Genomic DNA, 19,560 nt, shown 5'->3' on the forward strand with positions numbered 1-19,560 from the left:
TAAGTCGCTCAGCGCTAATGTTTACGTACTCTACCTTGATAAACGTTGCGAGTTTGTTTACGATGACAACCTTCACTATTAACATTAGGCTTTCATGATTGATGCGAATGACATTCCAAGTAGTCAGCTAATTTTGTATGCTGATGACGGCTACGACAGTCATGTGGTACGCCTATTACTTGAAGAAAAAAAGCTCGCTTACTATTTGTCTCGCTTACATTCTGAGCGCCCTGAAGATTTGACTGAGCTAAACCCTTATCACACCTTGCCTGTATTACAACAGCGTGAGATTGCGCTTTATGAGATTAACGTCATTTTTGAGTATCTTGAAGAGCGCTATCATACAAATAAACTGCTCCCTGAGACACCGCAAGAGCGTGCACAGTTTCGCCAACTGGCTTGGCGCATTCAGCGTGATTGGTTAGTACTTGGCAAGCGCTTGCTGACGCATCCAGACAGCTTTAACAAAGCACAGGCTGCCGTTGCCAAAAAACAGCTTAGTGATTCGTTGATTACTCTATCACCGCTGTTCGCTCATAAGCCTTATTTTATGGCTGATGAGTTTGGCTGGTGTGACGTGTTATTAGCGCCACTATTATGGCGATTAGACGAGATGGGGATTGAGCTGCCGCGTGCCATTAGCCGTCCATTGTTTGAATACCAAACGAGAGTGTTTGAGCGTAGTAGCTTCCAAAAAAGCGTGCGTTGATTAGACAAGTATCAAAAGCTGTCCTAAAATAAAGTATAAATAAGATAGACGTTAATTAGCATCTGTCATTTGATAAATTGCTAAACGAGATATTTTTCATTATTAAAAATTATTAGTATAGGAAATCATTAGATGAGCGAAACCACCTCTATTACACCTACCCGTCCTTATATGGTACGCGCACTATATCAATGGATAGAAGACAACGCTCTAACACCATACTTGATGGTCGATGCTACCGCTGACAATGTGCAAATACCAACCGAGCATGTGCAAGACGGTCGTATCGTATTAAATATCGCCAGCCGTGCTACTGGTAACATGAGTATGGAAAATGACTATATTCATTTTAGTGCGCGCTTCGGTGGTGTATCACAAGAAATCTGGGTACCACTTACTGCGGTGATGGGGATTTATGCTAAAGAGAACTCGCAAGGGATGTTCTTTGATCCAAAAGAGTATGACAACTATCAGCCAGAAGACGACTCAGCACCAATGTCTAACAACAGTCCTGCTAAAGCACCTAAACCAAAGCGCGATAATAAAGCGGGTTTAAAGGTCCTAAAATAAAAATTCTGGAAGTAAATAGAACCTTAGACCAGTTCTCTTTAACACAATAAAAAAGCTAGCCATATTTAATATGACTAGCTTTTTTTATTGTCTGTCTAAGGGCTTATCAGCTTTAGATGACTTATAAGCTCTTTCCAAGCCCTTACTGATTAGGTTCTTGGCAGTGTCACACCGCGTTGACCTTGGTATTTGCCACCGCGGTCTTTATAACTGGTTTCACAGACATCATCAGCATCACTTTGGAAGAACAGCATTTGTGCCACACCTTCGCCAGCATAAATACGAGCTGGCAGATTGGTGGTATTACTAAATTCTAAAGTGACGTGCCCTTCCCACTCAGGCTCAAGCGGTGTCACGTTGACAATAATACCGCAGCGCGCGTAAGTCGATTTACCTAGGCAAATAGTCAATACATCACGCGGAATACGGAAGTACTCCATAGTACGAGCTAAAGCAAACGAGTTCGGTGGAATAATGCACTCATCACCAACGATATCAATAAAACTTTTATCATCGAAGTTTTTAGGATCAACGACCACTGAATGTACGTTGGTAAAAACTTTAAATTCAGGAGCACAGCGCACATCATAACCGTAGCTTGAGGTGCCGTAGCTAACCAAACGCTCGCCTGCATCATTAAAGCGTACTTGACCTGGCTCATACGGTTCAATCATGCCGTGCTCTTCGGCCATTTTACGAATCCAGCGGTCAGACTTAATAGACATTGTTGTTCCTTAGCAAATATTTAATAGCGACGATTATACGGAATTGATGGCTAGATTTATAGAGGAGCGGCTACTTAAAACTGAATACAGCCATTAATCTCATTTATTCCCATGTTATGTCTTAGAAGCTACCATTTGGCAAAATGATCTTCTGCGAGCCCCATGACATTATCAAGCCTAATAACTTCATCTCTTATTCGAATTTCACCACTATAAAAACCTATCCACTGCTCAAAGATACTGGCTATCACACCAAAATTATCGGTCTTTTTATAGACGATAATCGGTGTAAAGCTCAAATCAATATCGACATTGCTCCAACCAAGATTTTGATGATAGATACGCCATGGCTCTGAAATGCTAGCGTCAGTTTCTACGCCTTCTATACTTGGCTTAAGACTATTTGGCTGATTTGATCGAATACTTGAACCCTCACGAGCAAACATAACGGGTGGTAAATAGAATATCTGCCCGTCAAGCCAGCAAGCATTTTCACTGACTCCTGTCTCATTGACACCCATAGACAGATTGAGCAAAAAGTGACGACCATCTGACAAATAGCTAGTGATACAGCTCCAAAACCAATTGGTCTCATGACGCATATAGCCGAGCGTCCAATCTAGATTGGCAATAGTAGCATCGGTGAAAGTTATTTTTTGAGGTTGAGCATCAGGAGCATCAGTATGAAATTTCGACTTGGCTTTAATGAGCAAATGCCCAGATAGTGCGGTCAACGGCTCTTTTTGCGTAAACGTCCAGCCACGCCTACCAGTCGGCGTACATATGGCTAACGGTTGTGCGCTTCGTGCTAACGCTGCCGTTATTGCAACATACTGACTGTCGAGCGCAATATTTATCTGAGCAGGACTAAAATCCAAGGTGACGCTGAGCTTTGTATGTGTAAATGCCATCTGCCCTTGATAACCATCACCGTCTAAGTGCGTATGATGCGTCAAAGGCTGTAGCGCCTCACAGACTTCCAGCTGCTGAGTATCCTCATTATAAATGTAAACGAAAGCACTAGTCGCAAGCTTAATCGTTGCGAGCGCGAGGCACACTCGATACGGGGGTTGGAGTATCTGAATGAAGCAGAATTGGTTGGCTTTTAGTTCTTTACGCCAGTTAGGTAAGGATTTTTGTGAAATGAGATGGCTGTGATAGTCCAAATAATTGATATTTTTGACGTGAGCAAAGATGCCAAAAATAGGCTGACCATATTGGATAAGATATTCGAGATTTGCCAGTTTTAAGTTGGCGGCAGTATACGGTTTATCGTGGCTTTTATTCATGATATCGGCATCCTAGCCAAATTTTTCTAAAGGTACTATCTGTCCTTGATAGCTCACGGTGCTATGTGAAATCCTTCTTCTTGCCTGTACAGCACCCACAAAAAATGCTTCAGTTATCACCTTAACTTCAATATTGGTTAATCCATCTGCTAGTGTTTCTGTAACATTGATTGATGCAAGCGCACTCACCCATAAAAAGTGTCTTGGACACTTTTTTAACAGCTCAGCGAGAGCTTTTGTGAATTTGTTAAAATCGGCAATTACCATTCGGCGATTGCTAAAGTCAGCATTAATCTGATAGCGTTTGCTACTGCCATCTTTATAGTAGCAAACGGCAATCAACTGATTGTTTGAGAGTTCAATGATGTATATCGGTGGGCGAAATAATCGTAAGACTCTATACTGCTTGGGAGTATTGTCTAAATGGCTTTGATAAATAGATAAGTTCAAGATATCCTCTTTTTAGACAATACATTCACTTTAAAAGTCGCCAGCTTAGGCTACTTCTCCATCATCAAAAAATCCGCTTATCATCGACAGGCTTTGCAAATTTATTGATATTGGTTTCGATGTTTTTGGCAATATCTAGATAATACTGTGCAAACTCATCATCAGCTAAGACGCTTGGCACACCTTTATCAACTTGTGCACGAATGCCACTGGCAAGTGGTAGCTGACCCAATAGCGGTACCTGATACTGCTCAGCGATAAACTCACCGCCACCCGTACCAAAGATTGCTTCGGTATGATTACAGTTGCTACACGTATGTAGCGCCATGTTTTCAACCACGCCAAGCACAGGAATATTGGTCTTGTTAAACATCTCAACGCCTTTTTGCGCATCGAGTAAGGCAACATGCTGCGGTGTCGTGACAATGACAGCACCTGTGACTGGAATACGCTGCGCCAATGTCAGCTGTATATCACCCGTACCTGGTGGCATATCAATCACTAGATAGTCTAGCTGCGGCCAGTTGGTTTGATTGTATAGCTGCATCAATGCACCTGTGGCTTTTGGTCCACGCCATGCAACCGGCGTATTATCTCCATCAAGTAAGCTACCGATAGAAAGCATTGCCATACCATGAGCATCAACTGGCACGAACTGCTCGTTTTCTAGTTGCGGCTTCACATCAGCAACGCCTAGCATCGTTGGCATACTAGGACCATAGATATCGGCATCCAGCACACCAACTCGGTTGCCAAGCTTTTGTAGTGCTAAAGCGATATTGACCGTCGTTGTCGATTTACCAACACCGCCTTTACCTGATGCCACGACAATAATATGACGAATACGAGGATGCGCTGCTAGCGATGCTTGTGTCGGTGCCGCTTTAGTAATCGGTGGCTCAACGTTAGTGCTACTAGCGTTGTTATTAGCGCCAGATGAAGGTTGGGAGTCCATCGCATTGGTTGTCTTTGGCATCTGCTTTGGTAAGCTTGAGCCTGAACCCTTTTCTGGCGCAGGCAGACGCACGTTCATATGAATCGTGGTAATACCGTGTGGATGTAGCAACTGTCCAAGCTCCTGCTGGATAACTTCAGGATTGCTATCTTTTGGCAAACGCAGGTCTAACGTAAGTGCTTCGCCATCACGCTCAAGCCCTGTGACCATCGTGGCAATACTGACGGCACCTATCTCATATCCAAGTAAGACTTTGTCGACGGCACTATCACGCTCTGCCTGCTGCTGAGGCGTTTCGGTTTTTGTGGTTTTTTTCTTCATAAAGTTAAACATAGCTACTATTATGGCCTATACAAGTGGGTAGATCTGGCAAATCGCTCAAGTCGTCTCATTGCGTATCTTACAGCTGATAGCGTTAATGAGTATATTAGCCAAACCTTCTATCGTGACAGTGTAGCTGAATTGGACGCATAAAAAAACCACAACGCCAGTAGGTCTGACGCTGTGGTATATGCAAATGGCATATATATTAATTCATAAACCAACCATGACTGGCAACGATAGATTGTCCAGTGAATACATTGGTTGGGAAAGCCGCTAAAAATAGCGCCAATTGGGCAATATCTTCTACTGTCGTAAACTCTTTATCTACGGTATTGACCAGCATAATATCGTTAATAACCGACTCTTCACTGATGCCCTTTTCAGCTGCTTGCTCTGGGATTTGTTTTTCTACCAATGGCGTTTTGACAAATCCTGGGCAAATCACATGCGAACGTACCTTGTGCGCTGCACCTTCTTTGGCTAACACACGGCACAGTCCTAGTAGTCCATGCTTAGCAGTCACGTAAGGGGCTTTGTATAATGAGGCCTCATGCGAGTGCGCAGAGCCCATATAAATAACTGTGCCGCCCTTATCGCCTTTATACATGTGCTTAATCGCTGCTTTAGTGGTCAAAAAAGCGCCATCTAAGTGGATATTAAGCATTTTTTTCCAATCGCTAAACGCCATTTTATCAATAGGGTCGATGATCTGAATACCAGCATTAGAAACCAAAATATCAATACTGCCAAAAGTATCAACTAGCTGTTGTACACCATCGTTTACCGCATCTTCTGAGGTAACATCCATAGCAATCGCCAGAGCACGCCCACCAGCAGCTTCAATAGCATCAACCGTCTTTTGTGCTACTTCGAGATTAATATCAGCAATACCAACCGCTGCGCCTGCTTTTGCATAAGTTTCAGCGATGTCACGTCCGATACCACTTGCAGAGCCAGTGACCAATGCTACTTTGCCTGTCAAATCCTGCTGTAATTGGGTGGCCATATAGGTTCCTTATTATGATCTATAAATATCAGAAGATAAATCCTATTGAGCAATACTGACTGGCGTTTTTTCTTGTAACTCGTCAAAGCTAACACCATCTGCTAATTCAACCAATTTTAGGCCACTGTCAGTAACATCTAATACGGCAAGCTCAGTAATGATACGATCAACCACGCCTTTGCCCGTCAATGGTAGCTCACAGTTGGCTAAGATTTTTGGATCGCCATGCTTATTGACCTGTTCCATCAATACAATCACGCGCTGTACGCCTGCGACCAAATCCATCGCACCGCCCATACCTTTGACCATTTTTTTGGGAATCATCCAGTTAGCAAGGTCACCTTTTTCTGAGACTTCCATCGCGCCCAATATCGCCAAGTTGACATGACCGCCGCGAATCATCGAAAAGGACTCTGAACTACTAAAATAACTGGCCCCTGCTTCTGCAGTCACGGTTTGCTTGCCCGCATTAATCAAGTCTGCATCGACGGCATCTGCTGTAGGGAACTCACCAATACCCAACAAGCCATTCTCTGATTGTAGCCATACGTCTACGCCTTCAGGAATATAGTTAGCGACTAGCGTTGGTAGACCAATGCCCAAGTTGACGTAATAGCCGTCTTGTAGCTCTTTTGCCGCGCGCTGCGCCATTTGTTCTCTTGTCCATGCCATGCTGATTTCCTTATTTTTTGCGATATTCTATTTTTATTCGTTTAGACAGCCAGTTATCGAATCAATTGACTGTCTAAACTATTATCCATCTAAAATTAACTATTGATTTCACGTACGATTAAGCGTCAACCACGTTTTTATTTACGCGCCTTCTACAGCTTTAGTCGTGGTCTTTTCGATACGTTTCTCAGGGCTAGCATTCAATACAATACGCTGAACGAAGATACCCGGTAAATGCACTTCATCTGGATCAAATGTACCCGTCTCTACAATCTCTTCGACTTCAACGATCGTGATTTTACCGGCCATCGCGCAGTCTGGGTTGAAGTTGCGAGCGGTCTTATTAAATATCAAGTTACCGGCTTTATCAGCCTTCTGTGCTTTGATGAGTGCCACATCCGCACGCAGTGAATGCTCTAATACATAAGTACGACCATCAAAATCACGCGTTTCTTTACCTTCGGCAACTAATGTGCCCACACCAGTCGCTGTATAGAATGCAGGAATACCCGCACCACCTGAGCGTAGCTTTTCGGCCAATGTACCTTGCGGGGTTAGCTCAACTTCTAACTCGCCTGCCAAGTACTGGCGTTCGAACTCTTTGTTTTCGCCCACATACGATGAAATCATTTTTTTGATTTGGCGGGTCTGTAGTAGCAGACCAAGGCCGAAGTCATCGACACCAGCGTTATTACTGATACAAGTCAGCTCTTTAACTTTGCTATCACGCAGGGCTTCGATTAATGCTTCTGGAATACCGCATAGACCGAAGCCACCGATTGCGAGCGTTTGCCCATCACTAACGACGCCTTTTAGCGCTTCTTCGGCACTGCTATATACTTTTGATTGACTCATGCTTGTCTCCTATGACTGTTATTTATATTTTTAATCCGTGCATAACCTAATGCTGAATTAAGTGTCTCAATTATCCGTTTGATTGTTGCTTTTAATAAAACTCAACAGCAAAAACTCATTATGCTTGTTTTTCTTTTGCGCGTTATAACCTTGTATAGTCAATTCAATTTAAAAATAGTACAAGGCAACTGAGTGTAGATGTATATTAAATTCTTCAAGCGAGGTTAACGCAGTAATACTTTTATAGTGGAATGACTATACCAATAGCCAAAACACGCTCATGATAATGGCACCAGATACAGCTAACACTATCAGACAGTAACCCATAATGGCTCGCGCATCCAAACCTGCGATACCTAACAATGGCAGAGCCCAAAATGGTTGAATCATGTTGGTCCATGCGTCACCCCACGCAATCGCCATCGCAGTAATGGCTGGACTGACACCTAGCTCAATACCAGCAGGAATCATAACAGGGCCCTGTACTGCAAACTGTCCACCGCCCGACGGCACAAAGACGTTGACCAAGCCAGCACTTAAAAATGCAAAGATCGGAAAGCTGTCTGCGGAAGCGGAATTGACAAAAAATTCGGTCACTTGGGTACTGATAGAGATGCCATCCGCATTTGCTCCCGTCATGATGCCCATGATGCCGCCGTAGAACGGGAACAATAACACAATACCTGTGATGCCACCGATACCTGAGTGTACAGCACGATAATAACGCTCTAGCGTGCCATGCGATAGCAAACCTATGAACAAGAATAGCCCAATGACAATATTCAGCCCTAAGTTAAAACCGTTACTACCAAACTCGCTGATATAGTACATCAGTGCTAAGGCCAATAAGATGACAGCGATAATACGGCTATCATCTAGCTTTTGTGCAGGCGTATCTCTTTGGGGCGCGACGTAAATCTCTTCTTTGATCAATTTAGGATCAATAACTGTAGGGTTTTTAGGATGCATAAAGCGATTGACGAGTGGCAAAATAACGATAAGCAAACCTACTAGCAGCATGTTGTAGCCTGCAAATACCGTCTGTGATAAAGGCACCGCTTCGGTCATAGTGTTGCCTGACAGTGTCAGTAGCGTATCACCGCCAGAGCTGAGCGTCAGTGGTATCGAACCTGAAAAACCGCCATGCCAAATCACAAAGCCTGAATACGCGGCAGCGACCAATAGCGGATAGTCGACGTTGGCCACTTTTTTTGCCAGTGCCTTTGCAAAGATAGCCCCGATGATCAGACCGAAACCCCAGTTTATCCATGAACCAACCAATCCCACCAATGTTGATACGATAATGGCGGTCGTAGGAGAGTGAACACGACTAGCCAGATTGTCCAATAAGCGTTGAATGAATGGCGCACTGGCAAAGGCATAGCCTGTCACTAGGACCAACGCCATTTGCATGGCAAAGCTATGCAGTGACCACAGTCCATTGCCCCAATGCCCTGCCATCGCAATCATATCTTGGCCAGTAATAGCCAGTCCCACCGCAAACGCGATAAGGGTTAAAACGATCGAAAATACGAATGGGGATGGTAGATAGCGGTTAACTAACTGCACGCTTATATTGGTGATGGCACTAAACATATTCACATTCCTTGTAAATTTAATGTTTGGTTTTAAAAATTATAGTTAGAGCTATGTTGAACGATTATCATATTTGAGAGCAATTACTGTTTACTGCACCTAATAAATGGAAAACATTGTATTTTATATTGTCACCCATAACAATACATTTTATATCGCTATATCATGCATGAAACACTTGTGCTAACTTAACATATTATTTTCGTAGCGACTAGAAAATAACCATCAGCGCATGTGAGTCAACGCTGTGCAGTATATAGATCGGTAAGATATTAATGATGGATAGCGCATGAGTCTAGATTTATGTTTGATAAAACAGACGAAATAGACCTGTTTTGATTAATTTTATTGACCTATATGGATAAGCACGGCATACTCGCTGCCTTATTTTTTTTGCCAAGGAGGGCTATCATGTTTAGTACATTTGCGATTGTCATCACCCTATTATTACTCATGTTTTTTGCTTATCGCGGTTACTCTGTGCTGATTTTAGCACCGATTATGGCGACGCTAGCAGTCTTACTATCAGGTGACTTCTTAAATACCATCCCCGCTTATACCGATGTCTTTATGGGCGCGTTAAGTGGATTCTTACTCAAGTTTTTTCCTATATTCTTGCTAGGGGCATTGTTTGGGCGTTTGATGGCTGACTCTGGCGCAGCAACTGCCATTGCCAATACCGTCGTCGAAAAGCTCGGTGCCAGCAAAGCCATACTTGCGGTGATTTTAGTCTGTGCCATTTTGACTTATGGTGGCGTCTCGTTGTTCGTTGTGGCTTTTGCTATTTATCCAATCGCCAAAGACTTGTTTAGAGCAGCCGATATCCCAAAACGTTTGATTCCAGCAGCGATTGCCCTAGGGTCATTTACGTTTACGATGACTGCATTACCGGGCACGCCAGCCATTCAGAACGCTATTCCCATTCCTTACTACAACACCAACGTATTTGCCGCGCCTATTTTGGGTATCATTGGCGGTACGATCATGTTTATCTGTGGTTGGTTGTGGCTTCAGTCACGTGCGAGGAAAGCAAATGCAGCGGGCGAAGGCTATGGTCAGCATGATGAAGAGGATGTAGGCGGCGTTGGAGCGGCTGCAAAAGACGTTGAGGTATTAAGCACGCATCAAACTTCCTTTACCGTTGCGATGATTCCGCTGGTATTGGTCATTGGTTTGAACGCTATATTGACCTATGTGGTATTCCCGTCGATAGATTTCAGCAGTCTACAAACTCAGTTCCCAGAATTGAATATCGCAGGCTCACTTGGGTTATGGTCAATTATTATCTCGTTGGTCGTGGCTTGTGTGGTGTTAATTCTGCTGCGTATCGGACATTGGAATAATCTACAAAAAACCATTAACCGTGGTACTTATGATTCGATGTTGCCTATTTTTAACACGGCATCAGAAGTGGGTTACGGTGCAGTTATCGCGTCGCTCGCAGGCTTCCTTATCATTCGTGATAGCATTTTAAACCTTACCCCTGACAACCCTCTGATCTCAGAAGCCGTCGCGATGACCACGCTTGCTGGTATCACAGGCTCATCGTCTGGCGGTTTGAGTATTGCGCTGTCGACATTAGGTGAAGACTATCTGCGCATGGCCGTCAATGCGGGTATCGACCCTGAGCTGATGCACCGCGTAGCCGTTATGGCGGCAGGTGGTCTTGATACGCTTCCGCACAGTGGCGCGGTCATCACCTTGCTAGCGATTTGTGGTCTGACCCATAAGCAATCTTATTTAAATTTGGCGATGGTTACGATGGTCATTCCATTGGTCGCTGTAGTCGCTGTGATTATTTTAGGTACGATGTTCGGTTCATTCTAAGCTAGCTTAGCCATTTAGCCATTTATTGTGACTAACCACTGGTATCTAAGCGAATAATAGATAAATAAAAAACCCACTTAGCATACTGCTCGGTGGGTTTTTTCATGGCTGATTGATAACTAATCTATAATGACCAGATTCAATGCAAGGCTATTGTTTGTGGTTAATTAGTGCTTGCCAAATGAGAAGTAATTACCAAGGAATATCACAAATTTATTTGATTTACGGTATCATAGGCACACTTTTTGAATTTTTATTATTTTTAGAAGTTTTTAGCATTAACGATGTCGCATCGATGAGCGATGAACCGCTTGAGATGTTCGATAACTAACCCGTTTATATAAAAATATAGGTGATTTTGTGCGTGAGATTCTAGTAACCAGTGCGCTGCCCTACGCCAATGGCTATATCCATTTGGGGCATCTTGTAGAATATATTCAGACTGACATTTGGGTACGTGCGATGAAAGCGCAAGGCCATCAGGTCACCTATGTCTGCGCGGATGATGCACACGGTACGGCAATCATGCTCAAAGCAGAGGCCAATGGCGTAACGCCAGAAGAGCAAATTGCCTCAGTTAAAGCCTCACATGAAGCGGATTTTTCAAAGTTCCTTATCAACTTTGATAACTACCACAGCACCCATTCAGAAGAAAACAAACAGTTCTCTGAGCTGATTTATCGTCGTTTAAATGATGCTGGTCATATCAGCACAAAAGATGTCGAGCAGCTGTTTGATCCTGAAAAGCAATTGTTTCTAGCCGATCGATTTGTCAAAGGTACTTGTCCAGAGTGTGATTCACCAGACCAGTACGGCGATAACTGTGAAGTATGTGGCACCACTTACGATGCAACGGATCTAAAAGACCCGCATTCGACACTGTCTAATGCAACGCCTGTACTCAAAACCTCTAAGCACTATTTCTTTGATTTGCCAGAGTTTGAACAGTTCCTAAAAGACTGGACGCGCAGTGACAACCGTTTGCAAACGTCAGTGGCTAATAAATTGCAAGAATGGTTTGAGGCAGGACTTGCCAGCTGGGATATCTCACGCGATGCGCCCTACTTCGGCTTTCAAATTCCAGATACCCCAAGCGATGAGCCAGACAAATACTTTTATGTGTGGCTCGATGCGCCAGTTGGCTACATGGCAAGCTTTAAAAACCTCTGTGATAAGCGTGCAGGAACAGACCAAGCGCTTGATTTTGACCGCTACTGGGCACAAGAAAACGAGCACAAAACTGAAGTTTATCACTTTATCGGCAAAGACATCGTTTACTTCCATGCCTTGTTTTGGCCAGCCATGTTAGCTGGTAGTGAGTTACGCACGCCAACTGGCGTCTTTGCCCATGGTTTCTTGATGGTCAATGGCGAAAAAATGAGTAAGTCACGCGGTACTTTTATCAAAGCCGAGACGTATGCTGAGCACTTACATCCTGAATATCTGCGTTATTACTTTGCCAGCAAACTGTCTGATAAAGTTGAAGACATTAACTTAGACTTAGAAGACTTTATGCAAAAGGTCAACTCTGACTTGGTTGGTAAAGTCGTCAATATCGCCAGTCGTAGTGCAGGGTTCTTGGTTAAGAAGTACGACGGCATGCTGTCAGAAATTTGCGTCGAGTCAGAGCTATTAGAAGACATTACCAAAACGGGCGATGAGATTGCTGCTGCCTATGAGAATCGTGAATTCTCGCGTGCTATGCGTTTAATCATGCAATGTGCGGACAAAGCCAACGAATATATCGATGCCAAAAAACCATGGTCACTAGCGAAGTTGGAGGGTACTGAGCAAGAGGTTCAAGACGTCTGCTCGGTCGCTATCAATATCTTCCGTCAATTGATGGTCTATCTAGCACCAGTATTGCCTGAGCTAACTAATAATGCTAAAGCGTTCTTAAATCTTGATGATTTAAGCTTTGCCAGTCGTAATGAGTGGTTACTAGGTCATAAAATCAATAAATTCAAACCACTAATGCAACGTATCGAAGAAAAAGATATTGAAGCGATGGTAGAAGATTCTAAAGCATCATTAACTCAAGCAGATGCTCCTGCTGCGACTGAAAGTAGCAAGCCTGCCGCAAAAGACAAAACACCTGCAACAGACGCTAATACTGATGCCGAGCAAATTGACTATATTGGTATCGAAGACTTTGCCAAAGTTGAGATGAAAGTCGCACACGTCTTAGAGTGTAACCATGTAGAAGGTGCTGATAAGCTACTACAGTTCACGCTCGATGTTGGTGAAGATAAGCCACGTAACGTATTTAGCGGAATTCGTAAGTTCTATGAGCCTGAGCAATTGATTAATAAGAAAGTCATTTGCGTGACCAACCTTGCTCCGCGTAAGATGAAATTTGGCGTATCAGAAGGCATGGTATTGTCAACTGGCGAGCCAAAGACAGGCTTAACAGTCGTTACCTTGCCAGATGCTTGTGTTGTTGGCGACGTACTCGCCTAATACTAGAAGGATGTAAACTTGTCAAAGTTCTATACAGTTGATCGCTCAAATAATATAGATCAAAATATGGTCTTTTCGCTTCAAAAAAACTATTCTGACCATAAAATATGGACTGTTCAAGATATATATGATGAAGAAGATGCAATCGCTAGAATAGAACAGCTTTACCCTGAAGGTTTATCATTTCATGGTATACAATATTTAATCAAAGAGTGTCTAGTTATTTTTAAAAATATGACAAGGGAACCTTTACCATTAGCTCCCACAACACCAATGATTGAAGCCGTATTTGAGCTTGTCCGTCGAAATGAGTTTCCTCAACTTCCTTCTCGCCTGCAGTCAATGTTTGCATGGTGTAACTTAGATGATGCAAGAGAATTTAATTCGTTTTTAGGCGATAAACATTCTATATTCGAGGTAGAAATCGAAAATGCTTTTATAGCAGATCAAAAACTACTTTACTTAGGCGGCTCTGTTATTGGTACGTATGAAATGGCTCGTAAATATTGGTCAGGTGACAAAAGCAATAACTGTAAACTAGAAGCTGTTATACCTTTGCCTGCAGTTATTGGTAACAAAGTCTAGATATTATCATTAACATCATTTCAAAAAAGATGCCCTAAGTGGCATCTTTTTTTATGACTGATTTAGCAAATGGCTAAAAACCAAGCCTGATACTTATCTACTCAAAATATCGATAATCTGCAATGTATCATTAATCACCGTCACAATGTTATTTTCTGGCGTACGAATACGAACGTAACGGTCATCATAACGATCTAAAACGATAGAGCGGTCATAATCCCTTCTATCAATCTTGCCGACTACTCTATAACCGTATCTATCAAGATCACGCTTAAACGAAGCATTCGGGCTGGCATTGCGATAAGCGTTAATACTTGGGTAGGCGTTGCCACTATGCTTATAGTTTTTACTAACATGGGCAGAGTTACCTTTGCTATTACCGTGCCCGTTTCCATGACCATCTTTTGCCATAGCAGGCAATCCAATCAAAGAAGTAGCAGTGATACCGGCGATGGTTAATAATTTAAGATTAGCAGTGTTCATAATATTATCCTCAAAATAGTCATTCGAAAAATGGTCATTTGAAAAAGTTAGATAAATGATAGAGTCTATTTCATATCCACTATTCAGCACAATGTCATCCAAATGACTGGATTATCTCTAGAATTATCATGTTTCTCGTATGAAAATTAGCTTACGTTAATTATGAAGTGAGTACGTAATAGGTGCGTTGCTAGGATGTAAGCCTTTTGCATATGGTTTGAGCAAACAAAAGTACCCTAGCGGCTTCTGTTATATTAGATATACATAAGAGCTTCAATACATCACGCGTCTTAATAAGATAAAAAGAAGTGATGATTTTTTTATTATCCATCACCATGACCGCCACAAAACAATTTTTTATTGCGATAACTTACATTACTGTCATAATATGAACATAATAATCGATGGAACGATTACTTTATTTAACTGTTAGCCTGCTATCTCAGCATCAATATAGCATTGACTTGGCTAATCTGCATTCTTCAATATCATGGCAAAAAACCAAAGTACACCAAACAGATGAGCAAAATGACTACTATATAAGTTAGTAGGCTCAGTCAGTCTGGCGATATCCATTTGGTTTTCGCGATTGATATAACCTATGAGTTAACCTAATAATGACTATCGCTTCTACTCTACGCTTAAGCCTATATGGCGTTGCTCTTAGTGCCATTAGCACACTTGGACTAATCGGCTGCTCAAACTCCTCTACCGAGACCGCAGCGACTGCTGAAAATAGCACGGCTACAGACAAACCTGCCAAATCAATTGCCATTACTCAAATCGTTGAGCATCCATCATTAGATGATATGCGCCGCGGTATTATTGATGAATTGGCAGATAATGGTTATGTCGAAGGTCAAAATCTAACTGTTAACTTTCAAAGTGCGCAAGGTAACACAGCGACTGCTGGACAGATTGCCAAGCAATTTGCAGGAGACAACCCTGATGCGATCGTAGCAATCTCAACGCCTTCTGCGCAGTCAGTAGTAGCCGCGACCACCACTATCCCTATTATCTACACCGCTGTATCAGATCCATTGGGTGCCAAGCTCATTACGGCAGATAGCAAGCCTTTTCAAAGCAACTTGACTGGACTATCAAGCCAATTACCACTAGAGCCGCAGTTGGATTTGTTGCAGCAGATAAAACCTGACTTAAAGACCATCGGTTATGTCTATAGCCCAGGGGAAGCAAACTCAGTGTCATTGCGTGAGAACCTAAAACAAGCGCTGCCAGCACGAGGTCTGTCACTATTAGACATTCCTGCCAATCGTCCAACGGATATCGGTATGGCGACACGCAGCTTGCAAGGACGCGCAGATATTATTTATACCTCATTTGACAATAATGTTGCGTCTGCCTTTGAGGCCATGACTCAAGCAGCAAATGAGCTCAAGTTACCAATTATCGCGTCTGACGAATTCAGTGTAAAACGCGGCGCGACTGCTGCGCTTGGTGTTAATGACTATGACTTTGGTCGTACCACTGGCAAGATGGTATATCGCGTATTAAACGGCGAAGCGGTCAACACCATCAAACCTGAAGTCATGAATGATCTGACCCTATATGTCAGTCCTAAGCATGCCAAAACACAAGGTGTCAGCTTGCCAGCAGAGTTACTAAAAAACGCCATCAATGTTGATATTGATGCCGAAACCAAATAAAAAGTAGTAAGCTATCTATTAGCTCGTCAATTATTTATATAGTGTACGGACACACTATTATTTTAGGAGTAAGACCCATGTTGTCTCAAAATCGTTTTGGTCGTTTTAATTTTGGTAAGGCTTTATTATTAGGCGGTGTATGTACTGCTATCTTGACTGGTTGTAACCAATCAGCGCAAGATGATGGCTCCACGGATGCTGCCGCTAGTGGTGACGCAGCGACAGCTATGAAGACCGTTGCTATTACCGCTATCGTCGAACATCCGGCGCTTGATGATGTACGTAAAGGTGTTATCGACGAGCTAAACGAAGCAGGCTTCAAGGACGGTGAAAACTTAACGGTTAACTTCCAAAGCGCGCAAGGAAACACTGCTACTGCTGGTCAGATTGCTAAGCAATTTGTCGCTGATGCACCAGACGTTATCGTCGCTATTGCAACACCATCTGCGCAGTCTGTTGCCGCTTCTACTAGCAGCATTCCGTTGGTATTCTCAGCAGTTACTGATCCAGTAGCCGCAAAACTGGTACCTAAGCTAGATGGCTCTGGCACCAACGTCACAGGCGCATCAGATGCCCTACCGTATGAGCCACAGATTGATTTGATGCGTCAAATCATTCCATCATTAAAGAACGTCGGTTATGTCTATAGCCCAGGTGAAGTCAACTCAACGATTATCTTAAAAAATCTAAAAGAGAAGCTAACACCACTCGGTATCAATGTATTAGAAGCGCCTGCACAGCGTAGTAACGACATCGCGATGGCAGCCCGTAGTCTCGAAGGTAAGGTCGATATGATCTATACTTCAACTGACAACAACGTGGTATCAGCGTACGAGTCACTTTATCAAATCGCCAAACAAAGTAAGATTCCTCTCATTGCCTCAGACACTAGCTCAGTTGAGCGCGGTGCTGTTGCTGCTCTAGGCGTGAACTACTATGAGCTTGGCCGTGAAACTGGTAAAATTGTCGTACGTATCTTAAACGGTGAAAAAGCAGGTGCTATCCCTGTTTACACTCCACAAGCGCTTGATCTATACGTCAGTCCAAAACACGCTAAAGAAGAAGGCATCACGTTGCCACAAGCGGTTATCGATAAAGCTAAAGAAGTGGTAGAATAACGCACCTTTGTATTTGGCTCACAATAGCAGGTATAAATAGGAAAGCGACACTACTTGATACTGTGTTGTATACCTTAAATATACAGCTAATGATTAAATAAGAAACCCAGCTATGAGTCATTAGGCTGGGCTTCTTGTCTAAACAGAGTCTTTTTTTTGCAAGCGTGCTTAATAGTACTGTATTTGTCTGGCCATTTATCTGATACTTGTTGAGTAGAGGATAGGTCTATTGATTACATTGCAGTGCCTTGAACCATCGCTTCAAACCAAGGTAGCTTATGATCGCTGTTAATCGTGATATGTTTTGGTTTACCCTAACCGCAGATTGCTTAATCTGTTAAATTCACCGCTTAGCTGTTTAGCAGGTAGATGATTTTGGCAATTGCCATTTAATTATCTTGGTACCATACGCTAGACACTTGGTTATGACTTACTGATCTCTTATGTCTTTAATTGCTTTTTTTGGTGCGCTTGAAAGTGGTCTGATTTATGGCCTAGTAGCACTCGGTGTGCTTATCTCATTTCGTACGCTCGACTTCCCTGATTTGACCGCTGACGGTAGTTTTCCGTTAGGGGGCGCAGTCGCTGGTATTTCTATCATCGCTGGTATCAACCCATGGTTGGCCTGTGCTTTTGGGATGTTAGCAGGTTCAGTCGCTGGTATCGTCACGGCATGGTTGCATGTCAAACTTGGCATTTTGCAGCTGCTTGCCAGTATCTTGGTCATGGTTGCCTTATATTCTGTCAACCTACGCATCATGGGCGCGCCAAACCTACCCCTGCTTGGTGAAACCACAGTGTTTAGCACCTTGGTGACTGATGGTAATGGTTATTGGATGCGTTGCTTGATTATCGGTGTCGTTGTCGCAGCTGCTATGTTATTTTTGAACTGGTTCTATAGCACTGAGACAGGTCTGTCGATGCGCGCTACTGGCTCAAACCTAAGAATGGCACAGGCGCAAGGTATCAATACTTCGTGGATGACCATCATCGGTATGGCGATTTCCAACGGTTTGATTGCCCTAGCAGGTGCGCTGTTCGTCCAGACTCAGGGCGGCGCGGACATCTCGATTGGTATCGGTACGATCGTCATTGGTCTAGCAGCAGTCATCATCGGTGAGACGATCATTCCTGCCAAGCGTATTTGGCTGATCACCTTTGCCGTTGTTGTCGGCGCGGTATTGTACAAACTGTTTATTCAGGTCGCACTATCAAGCGATACGCTACGTAGTATCGGCTTTGGTCCACAGGATTTGAACTTGATTACTGCACTGCTCGTGGTACTAGCCTTGGTATTGCCAAAAGCGAAAACCAAGTTTTTATCACGCAAAGTTCGCGCCTAATGACAGTCAAAGCAGGTGTTTATAACACTTGCTTCGCTTGAAGAGATAATAAGGAATAACGATTATGATGCAAGCCACCGATTTACGGCTGACCTTTAACCCAGGCACGCCTATCGAAAACCCTGCCCTACGTGGTATCAGCTTAAACATTGCTGATGGTGAATTTGTCACTGTCATCGGTACCAATGGCGCAGGTAAATCTACTTTTTTGAACGCCGTAAGCGGTACGACGCGCGTCGATAGTGGCTCAATCTTGCTAAATGGCATTGATGTAACTAAGAAATCTGCTCATCAACGCGCGCATTGGGTTGCTCGTGTCTTTCAGGATCCGATGGCGGGGACTTGTGAAGCGCTCACGATTGAAGAAAATATGGCTTTGGCCTACAAACGCGGCGGTAATCGCGGTCTGAAGTTTGCATTGAACCAGAATAACCGTGATTTGTTCCGAGAAAAACTATCCGTTTTAAAGTTAGGTTTAGAAAATCGTCTAACCGATCGTATGGGTCTACTCTCTGGTGGTCAACGTCAGGCAGTAAGTCTGCTAATGGCATCATTGCAGCCTTCTAAAATCTTGCTACTTGATGAGCATACTGCAGCTCTCGATCCAAAGACTGCGGCGTTTGTCTTAGAATTGACTGATAAGATTGTCACGGACAATAAGCTGACTACGATGATGGTCACCCACTCAATGCAACAAGCATTGGCACATGGTACACGCACCGTTATGCTGCATCAGGGTCAAGTCGTGTTAGATGTGGCTGGTGACATTCGCAAAGGCATGACTGTACATGACCTACTTGATATGTTCGAGCAAACACGTGGCGAAAAAGTTGAGGATGACAGTTTGATTTTAAGCTAAGTTTTGAGCTAATACTGCTAATGACTTACGACTTATAAATTTGTACCTGTCGGATACAACCATTTTC

The 19,560-nt window shown here is 43.3% G+C and carries 18 protein-coding genes; 9 read left to right on the plus strand and 9 right to left on the minus strand.

Annotation, left to right across the window (positions count from 1 at the left end; all coding sequences use genetic code 11):
• Positions 1–94 precede the first annotated feature (94 nt).
• The gene (locus tag JMY00_RS03205) at positions 95–709 is read left to right on the plus strand and encodes a glutathione S-transferase N-terminal domain-containing protein (protein WP_058024136.1); all 615 of its coding nucleotides are present in this window, start codon (positions 95–97) and stop codon (positions 707–709) included.
• Between the two features lie 132 nt (positions 710–841).
• Positions 842–1,279, plus strand: a complete 438-nt coding sequence (locus JMY00_RS03210) for a ClpXP protease specificity-enhancing factor (protein ID WP_102078541.1) — start codon at positions 842–844, stop codon at positions 1,277–1,279.
• A 149-nt stretch (positions 1,280–1,428) separates the two neighbouring features.
• Here the strand turns inward: JMY00_RS03210 and dcd are convergent, their stop codons facing one another.
• From dcd to JMY00_RS03250, 8 genes are all read right to left on the minus strand, one after another.
• Complete coding sequence (gene dcd, locus JMY00_RS03215; protein ID WP_058024138.1) at positions 1,429–2,004, minus strand: dCTP deaminase; 576 nt, start codon at positions 2,002–2,004, stop codon at positions 1,429–1,431.
• A gap of 128 nt (positions 2,005–2,132) precedes the next feature.
• Positions 2,133–3,293 carry a DUF2804 domain-containing protein gene (locus JMY00_RS03220; RefSeq protein WP_201579104.1) on the minus strand — a complete coding sequence of 387 codons (1,161 nt, stop codon included), beginning with the start codon at positions 3,291–3,293 and terminating at the stop codon, positions 2,133–2,135.
• A 12-nt stretch (positions 3,294–3,305) separates the two neighbouring features.
• Positions 3,306–3,743 carry a hypothetical protein gene (locus tag JMY00_RS03225; RefSeq protein WP_201579105.1) on the minus strand — a complete coding sequence of 146 codons (438 nt, stop codon included), beginning with the start codon at positions 3,741–3,743 and terminating at the stop codon, positions 3,306–3,308.
• 64 nt (positions 3,744–3,807) lie between these two features.
• Entirely contained in the window at positions 3,808–5,031 is a 1,224-nt protein-coding gene (apbC, locus tag JMY00_RS03230) for an iron-sulfur cluster carrier protein ApbC (protein ID WP_201579106.1), read from the minus strand.
• Between the two features lie 196 nt (positions 5,032–5,227).
• Positions 5,228–6,028, minus strand: a complete 801-nt coding sequence (locus JMY00_RS03235) for a 3-hydroxybutyrate dehydrogenase (RefSeq protein ID WP_201579107.1) — start codon at positions 6,026–6,028, stop codon at positions 5,228–5,230.
• Positions 6,029–6,070: 42 nt separating this feature from the next.
• Positions 6,071–6,700 (minus strand): 3-oxoacid CoA-transferase subunit B, encoded by a 630-nt coding sequence (locus JMY00_RS03240; RefSeq protein ID WP_179798779.1) that lies wholly within the window; start codon positions 6,698–6,700, stop codon positions 6,071–6,073.
• Between the two features lie 141 nt (positions 6,701–6,841).
• Positions 6,842–7,555, minus strand: coding sequence for a CoA transferase subunit A (locus tag JMY00_RS03245; protein ID WP_201579108.1), 714 nt, complete (start codon positions 7,553–7,555; stop codon positions 6,842–6,844).
• 255 nt (positions 7,556–7,810) lie between these two features.
• Positions 7,811–9,151: a TIGR00366 family protein gene (locus JMY00_RS03250; protein ID WP_201579109.1), complete on the minus strand. Its 1,341-nt coding sequence runs from the start codon at positions 9,149–9,151 to the stop codon at positions 7,811–7,813.
• A 411-nt stretch (positions 9,152–9,562) separates the two neighbouring features.
• Between JMY00_RS03250 and JMY00_RS03255 the strand changes: the two genes are divergently transcribed.
• The 3 genes from JMY00_RS03255 (at position 9,563) to JMY00_RS03265 (ending at position 14,023) form a co-directional block, all read left to right on the plus strand.
• On the plus strand, positions 9,563–10,978 hold the full coding sequence (locus tag JMY00_RS03255; protein WP_201579110.1) for a GntP family permease: 1,416 nt from the start codon (positions 9,563–9,565) through the stop codon (positions 10,976–10,978).
• Between the two features lie 360 nt (positions 10,979–11,338).
• Entirely contained in the window at positions 11,339–13,438 is a 2,100-nt protein-coding gene (gene metG, locus JMY00_RS03260) for a methionine--tRNA ligase (protein WP_201579111.1), read from the plus strand.
• An 18-nt stretch (positions 13,439–13,456) separates the two neighbouring features.
• The gene (locus JMY00_RS03265) at positions 13,457–14,023 is read left to right on the plus strand and encodes a DUF2441 domain-containing protein (protein WP_201579112.1); all 567 of its coding nucleotides are present in this window, start codon (positions 13,457–13,459) and stop codon (positions 14,021–14,023) included.
• Positions 14,024–14,116: 93 nt separating this feature from the next.
• Here JMY00_RS03265 and JMY00_RS03270 read toward each other — a convergent pair whose 3' ends face one another.
• On the minus strand, positions 14,117–14,506 hold the full coding sequence (locus tag JMY00_RS03270) for a hypothetical protein (RefSeq protein WP_201579113.1): 390 nt from the start codon (positions 14,504–14,506) through the stop codon (positions 14,117–14,119).
• Positions 14,507–15,123: 617 nt separating this feature from the next.
• Here JMY00_RS03270 and JMY00_RS03275 point away from each other — a divergent pair.
• The 4 genes from JMY00_RS03275 (at position 15,124) to JMY00_RS03290 (ending at position 19,493) form a co-directional block, all read left to right on the plus strand.
• Positions 15,124–16,173, plus strand: coding sequence for an ABC transporter substrate-binding protein (locus tag JMY00_RS03275; RefSeq protein ID WP_201579114.1), 1,050 nt, complete (start codon positions 15,124–15,126; stop codon positions 16,171–16,173).
• Positions 16,174–16,250: 77 nt separating this feature from the next.
• Entirely contained in the window at positions 16,251–17,291 is a 1,041-nt protein-coding gene (locus JMY00_RS03280) for an ABC transporter substrate-binding protein (protein ID WP_160020900.1), read from the plus strand.
• A gap of 443 nt (positions 17,292–17,734) precedes the next feature.
• Positions 17,735–18,634 carry an ABC transporter permease gene (locus JMY00_RS03285; RefSeq protein ID WP_101204314.1) on the plus strand — a complete coding sequence of 300 codons (900 nt, stop codon included), beginning with the start codon at positions 17,735–17,737 and terminating at the stop codon, positions 18,632–18,634.
• A 64-nt stretch (positions 18,635–18,698) separates the two neighbouring features.
• Positions 18,699–19,493, plus strand: a complete 795-nt coding sequence (locus JMY00_RS03290; protein ID WP_057759272.1) for an ABC transporter ATP-binding protein — start codon at positions 18,699–18,701, stop codon at positions 19,491–19,493.
• Positions 19,494–19,560 lie beyond the last annotated feature (67 nt).

This window comes from Psychrobacter sp. Pi2-52 (genome assembly GCF_904846705.1).
GTDB lineage: Bacteria > Pseudomonadota > Gammaproteobacteria > Pseudomonadales > Moraxellaceae > Psychrobacter.